Annotated in this window: 10 protein-coding genes and 1 pseudogene; 3 read left to right on the top strand and 8 right to left on the bottom strand. The window is 70.3% G+C overall.

Translation table 11 applies throughout. The features are described from left to right. Window positions 1–106: pseudogene (locus E4A53_RS12045) on the top strand (IS5/IS1182 family transposase); the annotation flags it as partial. Between the two features lie 63 nt (window positions 107–169). Here the strand turns inward: E4A53_RS12045 and hutU are convergent. The 4 genes from hutU to hutI are packed head-to-tail and all read right to left on the bottom strand — an operon-like array spanning window position 170 to window position 5,380. Beyond that, window positions 170–1,837, bottom strand: coding sequence for a urocanate hydratase (gene hutU / locus E4A53_RS12040; protein WP_136163363.1), 1,668 nt, complete (start codon window positions 1,835–1,837; stop codon window positions 170–172). Then, the gene (gene hutG, locus E4A53_RS12035; protein WP_136163362.1) at window positions 1,834–2,658 is read right to left on the bottom strand and encodes an N-formylglutamate deformylase; all 825 of its coding nucleotides are present in this window, start codon (window positions 2,656–2,658) and stop codon (window positions 1,834–1,836) included. Before hutG ends, hutU begins: the two co-directional genes overlap by 4 nt. Next, on the bottom strand, window positions 2,655–4,184 hold the full coding sequence (gene hutH / locus E4A53_RS12030) for a histidine ammonia-lyase (protein ID WP_206366313.1): 1,530 nt from the start codon (window positions 4,182–4,184) through the stop codon (window positions 2,655–2,657). Before hutH ends, hutG begins: the two co-directional genes overlap by 4 nt. Next, complete coding sequence (gene hutI / locus E4A53_RS12025; RefSeq protein WP_136163361.1) at window positions 4,181–5,380, bottom strand: imidazolonepropionase; 1,200 nt, start codon at window positions 5,378–5,380, stop codon at window positions 4,181–4,183. The genes hutH and hutI overlap by 4 nt, the downstream gene beginning before the upstream one ends. An 84-nt stretch (window positions 5,381–5,464) precedes the next feature. Here hutI and E4A53_RS12020 point away from each other — a divergent pair, with 84 nt between their 5' ends. Then, complete coding sequence (locus tag E4A53_RS12020; RefSeq protein WP_136163360.1) at window positions 5,465–6,838, top strand: formimidoylglutamate deiminase; 1,374 nt, start codon at window positions 5,465–5,467, stop codon at window positions 6,836–6,838. 87 nt (window positions 6,839–6,925) lie between these two features. Here the strand turns inward: E4A53_RS12020 and E4A53_RS12015 are convergent, their stop codons facing one another. The 4 genes from E4A53_RS12015 to E4A53_RS12000 form a co-directional block, all read right to left on the bottom strand. Further along, the gene (locus tag E4A53_RS12015; RefSeq protein ID WP_136163359.1) at window positions 6,926–7,222 is read right to left on the bottom strand and encodes an alkylphosphonate utilization protein; all 297 of its coding nucleotides are present in this window, start codon (window positions 7,220–7,222) and stop codon (window positions 6,926–6,928) included. A 23-nt stretch (window positions 7,223–7,245) separates the two neighbouring features. Then, window positions 7,246–8,745, bottom strand: a complete 1,500-nt coding sequence (locus tag E4A53_RS12010; protein WP_136163358.1) for a S10 family peptidase — start codon at window positions 8,743–8,745, stop codon at window positions 7,246–7,248. 89 nt (window positions 8,746–8,834) lie between these two features. Next, window positions 8,835–10,304 carry a glycerol kinase gene (locus E4A53_RS12005; RefSeq protein ID WP_136163357.1) on the bottom strand — a complete coding sequence of 490 codons (1,470 nt, stop codon included), beginning with the start codon at window positions 10,302–10,304 and terminating at the stop codon, window positions 8,835–8,837. A gap of 14 nt (window positions 10,305–10,318) precedes the next feature. Further along, the gene (locus tag E4A53_RS12000; RefSeq protein ID WP_136163356.1) at window positions 10,319–11,992 is read right to left on the bottom strand and encodes a M28 family metallopeptidase; all 1,674 of its coding nucleotides are present in this window, start codon (window positions 11,990–11,992) and stop codon (window positions 10,319–10,321) included. 167 nt (window positions 11,993–12,159) lie between these two features. Between E4A53_RS12000 and E4A53_RS11995 the strand changes: the two genes are divergently transcribed. Further along, entirely contained in the window at window positions 12,160–13,377 is a 1,218-nt protein-coding gene (locus E4A53_RS11995) for an AI-2E family transporter (protein WP_136163355.1), read from the top strand. The last annotated feature ends 57 nt before the right edge of the window (window positions 13,378–13,434 follow it).

Below are 13,434 nucleotides of genomic sequence, written 5' to 3'. Positions count from 1 at the left end.
CGGCCGTCTCAAGGACTGGCGCCGCGTCGCCACGCGCTACGACCGGTGCCCGCAGGCCTTCTTCTCCGCCATCGCACTCGCAGCAACCGTCATCTTCTGGCTCTGATCAATGGGTCCTGACCCTAAGGCGGACAAACTCTAGGCGGGGGCGCTGCGCGCAGCCGCCCGCTCAGCCGGTAATGGCGGGCAGGTCCAGCCCCTTTTCGCGGGCGCAATCCAGCGCCTCTGTGTAGCCGGCGTCGGCGTGGCGCATCACCCCGGTCGCCGGGTCGTTCCACAGCACCCGTTCCAGCCGCCGCGCCGCCGCTTCGCTGCCGTCGGCGACGATGACCATGCCGGCATGCTGGGAATACCCCATGCCGACGCCGCCGCCATGGTGCAGCGAGACCCAGGTCGCGCCGCTTGCCGTGTTGAGCAGGGCGTTGAGCAGCGGCCAGTCGCTGACCGCGTCGGACCCGTCGCGCATCGCCTCGGTCTCGCGGTTCGGGCTGGCGACCGATCCGCTGTCAAGGTGATCGCGGCCGATGACGATCGGTGCCTTCAGTTCACCCGACGCGACCATTTCGTTGAACGCCAGCCCCAGCCGGTGGCGATCGCCCAGCCCGACCCAGCAGATTCGCGCCGGCAGCCCCTGAAAGCGGATGCGTTCGCGCGCCATGTCCAGCCAATGGTGGAGGTGGGTGTCGTCGGGCAGCAATTCCTTCACCCTGGCGTCGGTCTTGTAGATGTCCTCCGGGTCGCCGGACAGGGCGGCCCAGCGGAACGGCCCGACCCCCCGGCAGAACAGTGGGCGGATATAGGCGGGGACGAAACCGGGGAAGGCGAAGGCGTCGGCGACGCCGTTATCCTTCGCCACCTGGCGGATATTATTGCCGTAATCGACGGTCGGCACCCCGGCCTTGTGGAAATCCAGCATCGCGCGGACATGGGCCGCCATCGATTGCCCGGCCGCCTTGGCGACCCCGGCGGGGTCCTGCGCGCGGCCCTTCGCCCACTGGTCAAGCGACCAGCCCTGCGGCAGATAGCCGTTGACCGGGTCGTGCGCCGACGTCTGGTCGGTCAGCAGGTCGGGGCGCACCCCGCGCCGGAACAGTTCCGGCAGCAGGTCGGCGGCGTTGCCGAGCAGGCCGACCGACACCGGCTTCCTGTCCCGGCAGGACCGCTCGATGATTTCCAGTGCCGCCTCGATGCTGTCGGCGGCATGGTCGAGATAGCCGGTTTTCAGCCGCATCTCGATTCGGCTCGGCTGGCATTCGATGGCAAGGCAGGACGCGCCGGCCATCACCGCCGCCAGCGGCTGCGCGCCGCCCATGCCGCCAAGCCCGGCGGTCAGCAGCCAGCGGCCGGACAGGTCGCCGCCATAATGCTGCCGCCCCATCTCGACGAACGTCTCGTAGGTGCCCTGCACGATGCCCTGGCTGCCGATGTAGATCCACGACCCCGCCGTCATCTGGCCGTACATCGCCAGCCCCTTGCGATCGAGTTCGTTGAAATGCTCCCAGGTCGCCCAATGGGGGACAAGGTTGGAATTGGCGATCAGCACGCGCGGCGCGTCGGCATGGGTACGGAACACGCCGACCGGCTTGCCCGACTGGACGAGCAGCGTTTCGTCCGCGTCTAGCCGCTTCAACGTCTCGACGATCCGGTCATAGCTTTCCCAGTCGCGCGCCGCCCGGCCGATGCCGCCATAGACCACCAGTTCCTGCGGGTTTTCCGCCACGTCCGGCGCCAGATTGTTCATCAGCATCCGAAGCGGCGCTTCGGTCAGCCAGCTTTTCGCCGACAGGGCGGTGCCGGTCGGCGGGTTGACGGCGCGGCGGTTGTCGTGGCGGGTCATTGCGGGTCCTTTCCGCTGGCGGCGAAGGCCAGGCAGTCTGCCAGTATCCGTTGCAGCACGGCGGTGAGCGGCGCGGCGCGGGCGGGGTCGAACGGGGTGGGCCAGTTGGCCGGCGCGGGCACGTCCGGCTCGTCGATATAGCCGCGGCAGGCCAGCTCCATCTGGATGGCGTGGACGCCGCTTTCCGGCCGCCCGTAATGCCGCGTCGTCCAGCCGCCCTTGAACCGGCCGTTCAGGACATGGCCCATGCCGCTTTCCCGGCAGTGCGCGACGACGGCGTCGGCAAGTTCCGGCGCGCAGGTGGCGCCGCCATTGGTGCCGATGTTGAATTGCGGCAATGCGCCGTCGAACAGGCGGGGAATGCGCGACCGGATCGAATGGGCGTCGTACAGCACGACCCGGCCATGGGCGGCGCGCAGCCGGGCGATCTCGGCGGCAAGGGCGGCGTGATAGGGGGCGAAATAGCGCGCGGTACGCCGGGCGATCTCCGCTTCGTCGGGCGGCGCGGCGCGGTAGAGCGGATCGCCGTCGAAACTGGTGGTCGGGCACAGCTCGGTCGTCGCCTGCCCGGGGTAGAGCGACGCGCCGCTCGGGTCGCGGTTGACATCGATCACCGTGCGCGAAATCTCCGTCCGCACCGTCGTCGCGCCGATGTCGGCGGCGAAGGCGTAGAGCCGGTCGACCCACCAGTCCGCGTCGCGCCGCGCCAGCCAGGGCGAGGATAGCGTGCGCAGCACCGCGTCGGGGATCGCGGTGCCTGTGTGCGGAAACGCGACGATCAGCGGCGTATCGCCCCGGCGGACATGCAGCCAGTCGGTCATGTCAGCCCCGGCAGCGGCAGGCCGGCGGCGGCACCGACCGTGCCGGAGCGGACCAGCGCCGTCGCCGCCTCTATATCCGGGTGGAAATGGCGGTCGTCGTCCAGATGCGGCACTTCTGCGCGCAGCCGGGCGCGTACCGCCTCCAGCGGCCCGCTCGACGCCAGCGGCGCGTGGAAATCGCAGCCCTGCGCGGCGGCGAGCAGTTCGATGCCGACGATCGCGCCGACATTGGCCGCCATCGGCGCCAGCCGCCGCGCGCCATGCGCCGCCATCGATACATGGTCCTCCTGATTGGCGGAGGTCGGGATCGAATCGACGCTGGCCGGGTAGGCGGCCTGCTTGTTTTCCGAAACCAGCGCCGCCGCCGTCACCTGCGGGATCATGAAGCCGGAATTCAGCCCCGGCTTCGGGGTCAGGAAGGCGGGCAGGCCGGACAGCGCCGGATCGACCAGCATCGCGATCCGCCGTTCGGTGATCGACCCGATCTCGCACAGCGCAAGGGCGATCATGTCGGCGGCCAGCGCCACCGGCTCGGCGTGGAAATTGCCGCCGGACAGCGCCTCGTCGGCATCGGCGAAGATCAGCGGGTTGTCGGACACGCCATTGGCCTCGGTCGCCAGCGTCGCCGCCGCCTGGCGCAGCAGGTCCAGCGTCGCGCCCATCACCTGCGGCTGGCAGCGCAGGCAATAGGGGTCCTGCACCCGCGCGTCGTTCTCCAGATGCGACGCGCGGATCGCCGATCCGGCCATCAACGCGCGCAGCGCCGCCGCCGTCTCGATCTGCCCGGCATGGCCGCGCAGTGCGTGGATACGCGGGTCGAACGGTGTGTCGGAGCCTTTCGCCGCCTCCGTCGCCAGCGCGCCGGTGACCAGCGCCGCCTGCAACAGCCGTTCCGCCTCGAACAGCCCGGCGAGCGCGTTGGCGGTCGAGAATTGCGTGCCGTTGAGCAGCGCCAGCCCTTCCTTCGGCCCCAGCGCCAGCGGCGCCAGCCCGGCCGTGGCCAGCGCGTCGGCCGCCGGCACCGCTCGCCCGTCGACCATGATCGTGCCGACGCCGATCATCGCGGCGGTCATATGGGCGAGCGGGGCAAGGTCGCCGCTGGCGCCGACCGATCCCTGCGCCGGCACTACCGGGGTCAGCCCGCCGCACAGCATCGCTTCCAGCAGCGCCACGGTGTCCGGCCGCACGCCGGACGCGCCCTGCGCCAGACTCGCCAGCTTCAGCGCCATCATCAGCCGGACCACCGGCACGGGCGACGGCGCGCCGGTGCCGGCGGCGTGGCTCAGCACGATATTGCGCTGCAAGGTTTCCAGATCGTCCGCCGGGATGCTGACGCTCGCCAGCTTCCCGAAGCCGGTGTTGATGCCGTAGACCGGCCTGCCCTTGGCGAGGATGCGCGCGACCGCCGCGGCGCTGGCGGCGATCGCCGGCGCGGATGCCGGGTCCAGCCGCGCATCGGCGCCGCGATAGAGCGCGCGCCAGTCGGCAAGCGGCACCCGGCCGGGGGTAAGGGTGATGACGGTCATTGGCCCCTCCAGACGCGGGCGTGCAGCGGGTTGAAGCCGATGCGGTAGACAAGCTCCGCCGGCCGCTCGATGTTCCAGATCGCCAGGTCGCAGCTCTTGCCGACGGCGATCGTTCCGGTCTGGCCGCCGATGCCGAGCGCCATCGCCGCGTTGCGGGTGACGCCGGCCAGGCATTCGTCGACGGTCAGCCGGAACAGCGTCGCCGCCATGTTCATCACCAGCAGCAGCGAGGTCAGCGGCGCGGTGCCCGGGTTGCAGTCGGTGGCGAGCGCGATCGGCACGCCGGCGGCGCGCAGCGCGGCGACCGGCGGCTGCCGCGTCTCGCGCATGAAATAATAGGCGCCGGGCAGCAGCGTCGCCACCGTGCCGGCCCCGGCCATCGCCGCCACCCCATCCGCATCCAGATATTCCAGATGATCGGCGGACAGCGCGCGGTGGCGGGCGGCAAGCGCCGCGCCGTGCTGGTTGGACAGTTGCTCCGCGTGCAGCTTGACCGGCAGGCCATGGGCGGCGGCGGCGGTGAACAGCCGGTCGACCTGATCGGGGGAAAAACCGATCCCCTCGCAAAACGCGTCGACCGCGTCGGCCAGCCCCTCTGCCGCCACCGCCGGCAGCATCGTGTCGCACAGCATCGCGACATAGCCGTCCGTGTTGCCGACATATTCGGGCGGCAGCGCGTGGGCGCCGAGGAAACTGGTGACGATCCGCACCGGCCGCGCCTCACCCAGACGCCGCGCCGCGCGCAGCATCCGCAATTCCGCCTCCGTCGACAGGCCGTAGCCGGACTTGACCTCGACCGTCGTCGCCCCTTCGGCGGTCAACGCGTCGAGGCGAGGCAGGGCGCTGCCGACCAGATCGTCCTCGCTCGCTGCCCGTGTCGCCTTCATCGACGACAGGATGCCGCCCCCGGCGCGGGCGATCTCCTCATAGGACGCGCCTTCCAGCCGCATCTCGAACTCGCGGGCGCGGTCGCCGCCGTGGATCAGGTGGGTGTGGCAGTCGATCAGGCCGGGGGTGATCCAGCGCCCGGCGCAGTCGATGGTCTCCGCCGCGTCGATCTCCGGCGCCGTCGCCGCCCGGCCGACATGGGCGATGCGGCCGCCCCGCGCCGCGATCACCCCGTCCTCGATCACGCCGAGGCCGGGCGCGGCGAGGGTGGCGATACGCGCGTTGGTCCACAACTTGTCACAGCGCATGGCCGGCTCCCATCCTCTGGCGGAACTATTGCACCACGGCTTTTAAATGTATAGACATAATCCATCCGCCGAGGAGACCGGGCGATGCCGCCGCTACCCGATACCGCGCTGCACTGTGCGCAGGCCCTGCTGCCCGGTGGCTGGGCGACAGACGTGCGGATCACGCTGGCCGGCGGGCAGGTCGCGACGGTGGAAACCGGCGTTCCGGCCCGGCCCGGCGACATTGCGGTGCCGGTTCTTCTGCCCGGCATGCCCAACCTGCACAGCCACGCCTTCCAGCGGGCGATGGCCGGGCTGGCCGAGGTGCGCGGCCCGGCAGGCGACGATTTCTGGACCTGGCGGGCGGCGATGTACCGCTTCGTCAACCGCATCACCCCGGACGATCTGCGCGCGATCGCCGCGCTCGCCTATGTCGAGATGCTGGAAACCGGCTTCACCCGTGTCGGCGAGTTCCACTATCTCCACCACGACCGGGGCGGCACGCCCTTCGCCGACCGGGCGGAAATGAGTGCGGCGATCGCCGCCGCCGCCGCGGAATCCGGTATCGGCCTGACGCTGCTGCCGGTGTTCTACGCCCATTCCGGCTTCGGCGGCGCCGCGCCGGGTACCGGGCAGGCGCGCTTCATCAATGACAGAGACGGCTTCGCCGCGCTGCTCGACGGTGCCCGTCGCGCGGTGGCGGCGCTGCCCGACGCGGTCGTCGGCGTCGCCCCGCACAGCCTGCGCGCGGTGACGCCGGACGAACTGGCATGGCTGGAGCCGCTGGCCGGTGCCGGGCCGGTCCACATCCATATCGCCGAACAGGTGAAGGAGGTGGAGGATTGCCTGGCCTGGTCCGGCGCCCGCCCGGTCGCCTGGCTGCTCGCCAATGCCGCCGTCGACGCGCGCTGGTGCCTGGTCCATGCCACCCACATGACGGCGGATGAGGCGGCGGCGCTGGCGGCGAGCGGTGCGGTCGCCGGCCTCTGCCCGGTGACCGAGGCCAATCTGGGCGACGGCATCTTCCCGGCCAAACCGTTTCTCGCCGCCGGCGGCCGCTACGGGGTCGGCTCCGATTCCAACGTGCTGATCGACGCGACAGAGGAACTGCGCCTGCTCGAATACGGCCAGCGCCTCGCCGCGCGCGGCCGCAACCGGCTGGCCCGCGCCGCAGGGGACTCGACCGGCGATACTCTATACCGCGCCGCTGTCGCTGGCGGCGGGCAGGCGCTCGGCGTGGCGGTGGGAATAGCGCCCGGCCACCCGGCGGATCTGATCGGCCTGCGCGGCGAGCATCCGTCCTTCGCCGGCCGCAGGGGCCCGGCGCTGGCCGACGCGCTGGTCTTCGCCGCCGGGCGCGGCGCGATCGACCGGGTCTGGCGGCGGGGTCGGGCGGTGGTCGCCGGCGGCCGCCACGTCGCCCGCGACGCCGTCGCCGCCCGCTACCGCCGCTGCGTCGCCCGGCTGATCGCGGGATAGAGTCTGTCCGCTTCAAGCGGAATGGTGCCGATTCCGCCTAAAGCGGACAGACTCTAGGCGCGGGTCACGGCCGGGGCGCCGGCCGCCTTACCGCTTGCGGACGAATTCGGCGCGCAGCACCAGACCCTTGATGCCGTCGTAGCGGCAGTCGATTTCCTGCGCGTCGCCGGTGAGGCGGATGCTCTTGATCACCGTGCCGCGTTTCAGCGTCTGGTTCGCACCCTTGACCTTCAGGTCCTTGATCAGCGTGACGCTATCGCCGTCGGCGAGCGGATTGCCGACGGCATCGCGGACTTCGACAGGGGCGGCGCTCCCACCGGCAAGGGTGGACCGGGCGACCCACTCGCCCGATTGCTCGTCATAGACATAGTCGTCGTCGCTCATCGCAACGCGTCGCTCCCCGTTGGTCAGGCGCCGGCGCCGTAGAGCGCCCGCGCGTCGCGGCGGAAGGCCGCCGAACTGTCCGGGCGCGAATAGAACATGTGCCCACCGGGGTACATATGTAGCTGGATCCGCTCGGCCTGGCCGAAGCCCGGCATCTGGTCGAGGATCAGCCGGGAGCCGAAATAGGGGCAGGACAGGTCGTCCCAGCCGTGGACGATCATCGCCTTCATCTTCGGGTCGACGGCAATCGCCTTGCGCAGGTCGGTCACCGGCGTGTCGCTCTCGTCGCGGTCCCACAGCCGCCCGACGTCGTAGGACAAGGTGGCGTAATGCGCCTCGCTTTTCCAGCCGACCTGGTTGGTGATGAAGTCGACGGCGGCGCTGGTCGTCGGCGCGATGATGCCGTCGAGCAGCGGGTCGCCGTAATTCGGCTGCGCCGACGCCGGGAACGGGTCATAGGCGGTGACGTTGGAATCGTAGACGCTGCCGATCTGCCCGGTCGCGCGGTGCACCTCGCGCAGATAGGTGCGGATGTCGACCCGCCCGTCCAGCCGCCGGACCAGCGCCGGGTCAAGCCCGGTATAGGCCGCGACCCGCGCCGACAGCCGGTCGGTCGCTGCCTTGTCCTTCGCGCCTTTCAGGAAATCGGTGACGAATTCACCGCGCGCATAATCCTCCACCTCGGCCATCGTTTCGGCCGACAGCTTGCCCTGCCGTTCGAAATTCCCGGCCGCCATCGCCGGCAGGTTGATCGCCCAGGGCAGCGGCGACAGGCTGGTCTCCTCGCCGATCGCCGCCGGGTCGAGATAGGGCGAGACCATGACCAGCCCGCTCATCCCGACCCCCAGCCGACTCTGCAGTTCGTAGGCGAGGCGCGGCACGCGGTAGCCGCCATAGCTTTCGCCGATCAGGTATTTGCGGCTGGTCAGCCGGCCGTATTTGACCAGCCAGTCGTAGACGACGCGGCTCAGATACTGGATGTCGCTCTTGGCGGTGTAGAACGCTTTCTTGCTTTCCGCCTCGTCGACAAGGCTGCGGGAAAAGCCGGTGCCGACAGGGTCGATGAACACCATGTCGGTGAAGTCGATCCAGGTGCCGGGGTTGTCGCGCTGCACTGCGCTGTCCGACGCGCTGTCGCCGGCGGCGCCGAACGGCACCCGCTTCGGCCCGATCGCCCCCATGTTGAGGAAGACGGAGGCCGCCCCCGGCCCGCCGTTGAACGCAAAGGTCACCGGCCGCGCGGTCGCCGCGCCGGGAACGGCATAGGCGGTGTAGACGACCTCGCCGATCGCCTTGCCCTTGGCGTCGCGCACGGTGATGTGGCCGACCGTCGCCTTGTACTTGATCAGCCTGCCGTCGACCGTCACCGCCTGGTCGATCGTCTTGTCCTCCGACATCGGCGGCAGGTTGATCTCCGGCTTCGGCGCCTCCTTGGCGGCGGGGGCAGGGGCGTCCGCCGCCGTCGCGGGCATCGGCAGGGCGGTGAGGGCGGTGGCGGCAAGGGCGGCGAGAAGCAGGCGCATCGGAAAACCTCGCAAGATCGGAAGGGGTTGGGCTTAAGCCATGCTCCCAAAGGATGAAAGGCCTCCCGTCATTGCGAGCGTGGCAGCGCCTATTTCGGCAGCACCGCGGCGATCGCCGCCTGCCAGCCTGCCAGCCGCGCGGCGCGCGCTTCGGCGGGAAGGGCGGGGTCGAAGCCGGTCGTCGCGCCGCGCATCGCCGCCGCCGCCCCCAGCGTCGGGAACAGCCCGGCGCCGACCCCGGCCAGCATCGCCGCGCCCATCGCCGTCGTCTCGACGAAGGCCGGGCGCTCGACCGGGATCGCCAGCATGTCGGCCAGGTCCTGGGCGATCCAGTCGTTCGCCGCCATGCCGCCGTCGATACGCAGTCGCGCCCAGTCGGCGCCGTCGGCGGCAAAGGCGGTTTTCAGGTCGTGGGTCTGGTGGGCCATCGCCTCGGCGGCGGCGCGGACGACATGCGCGCGCCCGGCGGAGAAGCTGAGGCCGGACAGGGCGCCGCGCGCCTCTGGCTCCCACCACGGCGCGCCGAGGCCGGATAGGGCGGGGACCAGATAGACGCCGCCATTGTCGGGAACGGAGCGGGCCAGCGCCTCCGTCTCCGCCGCGCTGGTGATCAGGCCGAGGCCGTCGCGCAGCCACTTGATCAGGCTGCCGGCGACGAACACCGATCCTTCCAGCGCATAATGGCGCTTGCCGTCGATCTGGTGCGCGACGGTGGCGAGCAGCCGGTTGCGCGATGTCGGCAGGCGGGCGCCGGTCGCGGTCAGCACGAAGGCGCCGGTGCCGTAGGTCGCCTTGGTGTCGCCGGGAGACAGGCAGGCCTGGCCGATCGTCGCCGCCTGCTGGTCACCGGCCAGGCCGCAGATCGGGATCGGTGCTCCGAACAATTCTGGCGTGGTCTCGCCGAACCGGCCGGCACAGTCGACGATCTCCGGCAGGATCGCGCGCGGCACGCCGAACAGGTCGCACAGCCCGTCGTCCCAGCCGCCGCTGCCGATCGCCATCAGCGCGGTGCGCGATGCGTTGGTCGCGTCGCTGACGTGCAGCCCGCCGGTCAGCTTCCAGACCAGCCAGGATTCGACCGTGCCGACCGCCAGCCGCTCGCCCGCCGCGCGCAGTTGCGGCCAGTTGTCGAGCGCCCAGCCGATCTTCGAGGCGGAGAAATAGGGATCGAGCAGCAGGCCGGTGCGCGCTTGCACCGAGGGTTCGTGCCCTGCCTCGCGCAGCGCGCGGCAGGCGTCGGCGGTGCGCCGGTCCTGCCAGACGATGGCCGGGGCCAGTGGTTCGCCGATCACCTTGTCCCAGAACACGGTCGTCTCGCGCTGGTTGGTGATGCCGATCGCGGCGATCCGTTCCGGTCCGCCGGCCGCCGCGACCATCACCCGCGCGCAGGCCAGGCTGTGCGCCCAGATCTCCGCCGCGTCATGCTCGACCAGGCCGGGGGCGGGGTAATGCTGGGTCAACGCCGCGCTCTCGCTGCCCAGCACCGCGCCGTCGGCGGCGAACAGCATCGCCCGCGTCGACGTCGTACCCTCGTCGATGACCAGGATCAGGTCGCGCATGCCGCCGCAGCCGTTCAGTCGCCGGCACGCCTGGCGGCGCTCTCGTCCCGCTTGGCGCGGAATTCCGAATCCTGGCTCCAGTTCGGCCAGGCGCGACTGTTCGCCAGGTCGCGGCCGGCGGCATAGAGCAGGGTCATGTCCGGGCCGACGCCGCTCAGGTCCCAGTCGGCGCTCCATTCGTCGGCGGGCTGGTGGTACTGGTTTAGCGTATAGGCCTTGGAGAGTTCGTCGCCGCGCGCCCGGCCGCCATCGATCAGGTCGCCGCCTGCGCCGAACGAGACGGCGGGCACGCCTTGCTTGGCGAAGGGGAAGTGATCCGACCGGTAGAACAGCCCCGCTTCCGGGCGTGGGTCCGGGCTGAAGCTGCGGCCCAGCTTCTTACCCTCAGCGACCAGCAGGTCGAGCAGGCCGAGTTTCGCCGAACCGGATATGCTGAAATCGCGGGCGGCGCCGGCGCCGATCGTCGCGTCCATGTTGATGACGCCGGCTGTCGTCGCCAGCGGATAGACCGGATTGCTGGCGTAGTATTCGGAGCCGAGCAGACCTTTCTCCTCGGCGGTGACCGCGAGGAAGACGACAGACCGGTCGGTGCGCGGCGCGGCGGTGAAGGCGCGCGCCATTTCCAGCATCATCGCGATGCCTGACGCATTGTCGCGCGCGCCGTTGTAGATGCGGTCGCCGCGCGCGTCAGGCTCGCCGATGCCCAGATGGTCCCAGTGGCCGGAATAGAGCACTGTTTCGTCCGGGTGCTTCGCGCCAGGCAACCGGCCGAGCACGTTGTGCGAGACGATCGTCTTGGTCGTCACCGCATAGCGGGCGCTGAATGTCGGTTTCAGCGTCACCGGCCGGAAATTGCGCTTGCGCGCCGCTGCCTTCATCTGATCGAAATCGAGGCCGGACGCCTTGAACAGGTCGGCGGCCAGGTCGCGCTGGATCCAGCCTTCCATCGCCGGGTGCTCCGCCGTCGGGTCGGCGCGGACGATGTCGAACATCGTGTTGGTGTTGGAATTTTTGACCGTCGGCCAGCCGTAGGAGGCGGGGGCGTATTCGTGGATGACCAACGCGCCGATCGCGCCCTGCCGCGCCGCTTCCTCGTATTTATACGTCCAGCGGCCGTAATAGGTCATCGCCTTGCCGCCGAAATCGCCTTCGCCGCCCTCGAAATCGGGGTCGTTGACCAGCATGACGATAACCTTGCCCTTCAGGTCGGCGCCCTTGAAATCGTCCCAGTCGCGCTCGGGCGCCTTGACGCCGTAGCCGACGAAGACCAGCGGCGCGTCGGCGATCGCGACTTCGGTCTGGCCGGTCATCGCGGCGCGGATCGCGATCTCCTCGCCCTGGGTCAGCGCGCGGGCCTTGCCGTTGGAGGTGATCGATACCGTCGGGGTACCGGCGATGTCGGCCTGCAGCAGCGGCACGTCCTGGGTCCAGCCGCGCACGCCGTTCGCCGCCGGGCCGCCCGGTTCAAGCCCGGCGGCCTTCATCTTGTCGATTAGAAAAGCGATCGTCTTGGCCTCGCCGGCGGTTGCCGGACCGCGCCCCTCGAACGAATCGTCGGCAAGGGTGCGAATGTCGGCGCTGATCCGCGCGGTGTCGAACCGGGGGGCCGGCTGGGCGGCCAGCGTGCCGGGCAGCGCGATCGCGCCGGCAAGCAGGACGGTCTTGAGCGGTGAGATATGCGGTGACATGGGCGGGAACTCCCGAAAATGGCATGCCTTTCGGCGGATGGCCCTGTCATAACCCGGCCGCGTCCGGCGTCCACCCGTCGCGCGCGACGGCTCGCCCGATTTTCCGTTCGCGGCCGCCGCTGCGCGGGCATTGACGGCGGCCCGGCGACGAGGCCAAGAACCGGCGGATGAGGGAGGACAGGCGAACGATCGGCGAAGCAGCGCTCGACGCGGTGATCGGTCATGATCCGACACCGGCCGAGACGGTGCGCGCGCCGGTCGCCGACCGCCCCTATGTCGACCGCCGCCGCGACCGCCTGCTCGCCTCGCTGACCCTGATCGCCGGCACCGGCCTGCTGCTCGGCCTGCCGTTCGCCTTGAAGGCGGGGGCGGAATTTTTCCTGCCGGTGACGGCGGCGCTGGTCGTCGCAATCGCCTTCGTACCGCTGCTCGAATGGCTGGAGCGGCGGCGGGTGCCGTCCGGGCTGGCCGCGCTCGCCTGCCTGCTGATCTTCATCGCCCTCGCCAATATCGCGCTGGCGGCGATCGTCGTGCCGGCGACGACCTGGTTCCAGGCGCTGCCCGAACGCATTCCGCAGATCCAGGCCAATATCGCGCCGCTGATCGACGCCTTTGCCAACCTCCAGCGTTTCGTCGACGACACGATGCGGATGCTGGTCGCCGGGCCGGTCGCGGCGGCGCAGGCGGAGGCGGTGGCGGCGCCGACCTCGCTGATGGCCTATGTCTCCTCGGCGCCGTCGGCGGCGATCCAGTTGCTGTTCGTGCTGCTCGTCATCTTCTTCTTCCTGTCCGGCTGGACCCGCCTCAGGCGCTGGACGATCACCAGCCGCGGCAGCTTCGACGGCGCGCTGGCGACCGCGCGGGTGATCCAGAACGTCGTCGACGCGACGTCGGCCTATATCGGCACGATCACCATCATCAACCTGGGGCTTGGGCTGGCAGTGGCGGCGGCGGTCTGGGCGCTCGGCATGCCGTCCCCGCTGATGTGGGGCGGCATCGTCGCGCTGCTCAACTACATCCCCTATCTCGGCCCGATCCTCGCCGCGGTGCTGATGGCGCTGGGCGGACTGATGACGTTCAACGACATCAGCTGGGCGCTGCTGCCGGCGGCGGTGCAGATCGCCTTCCACACGGTCGAGGCGAATGTGATCACCCCGCTGATTCTCGGCCGCCGGCTGACCATCAACCCGCTGCTGATCCTGCTCTCGCTCAGCTTCTGGGGCTGGGTGTGGGGCACGCCGGGCGCGCTGCTGGCGGTGCCGTTGCTGATCATCATCCAGACGATCGTCGGAGCCGCCGGCAAGCCGGATATCGCCGGTTTCCTGTTCGAGGACGGCACGCTGACCCATGTCGGCGGTGACGAGGACGCGGCGGACGACGATTAGGGCCGGCGCATTGCTTGACAGCCTTCGGCGGCTACCCTAGTTGGCCCGCTCCACGCG

This window comes from Sphingomonas flavalba (genome assembly GCF_004796535.1).
Classification (GTDB): Bacteria; Pseudomonadota; Alphaproteobacteria; order Sphingomonadales; family Sphingomonadaceae; genus Sphingomonas_L; species Sphingomonas_L flavalba.
Note: the sequence above shows the minus strand (reverse complement) of the source record. Positions and strands in the feature narration are given on the sequence as shown.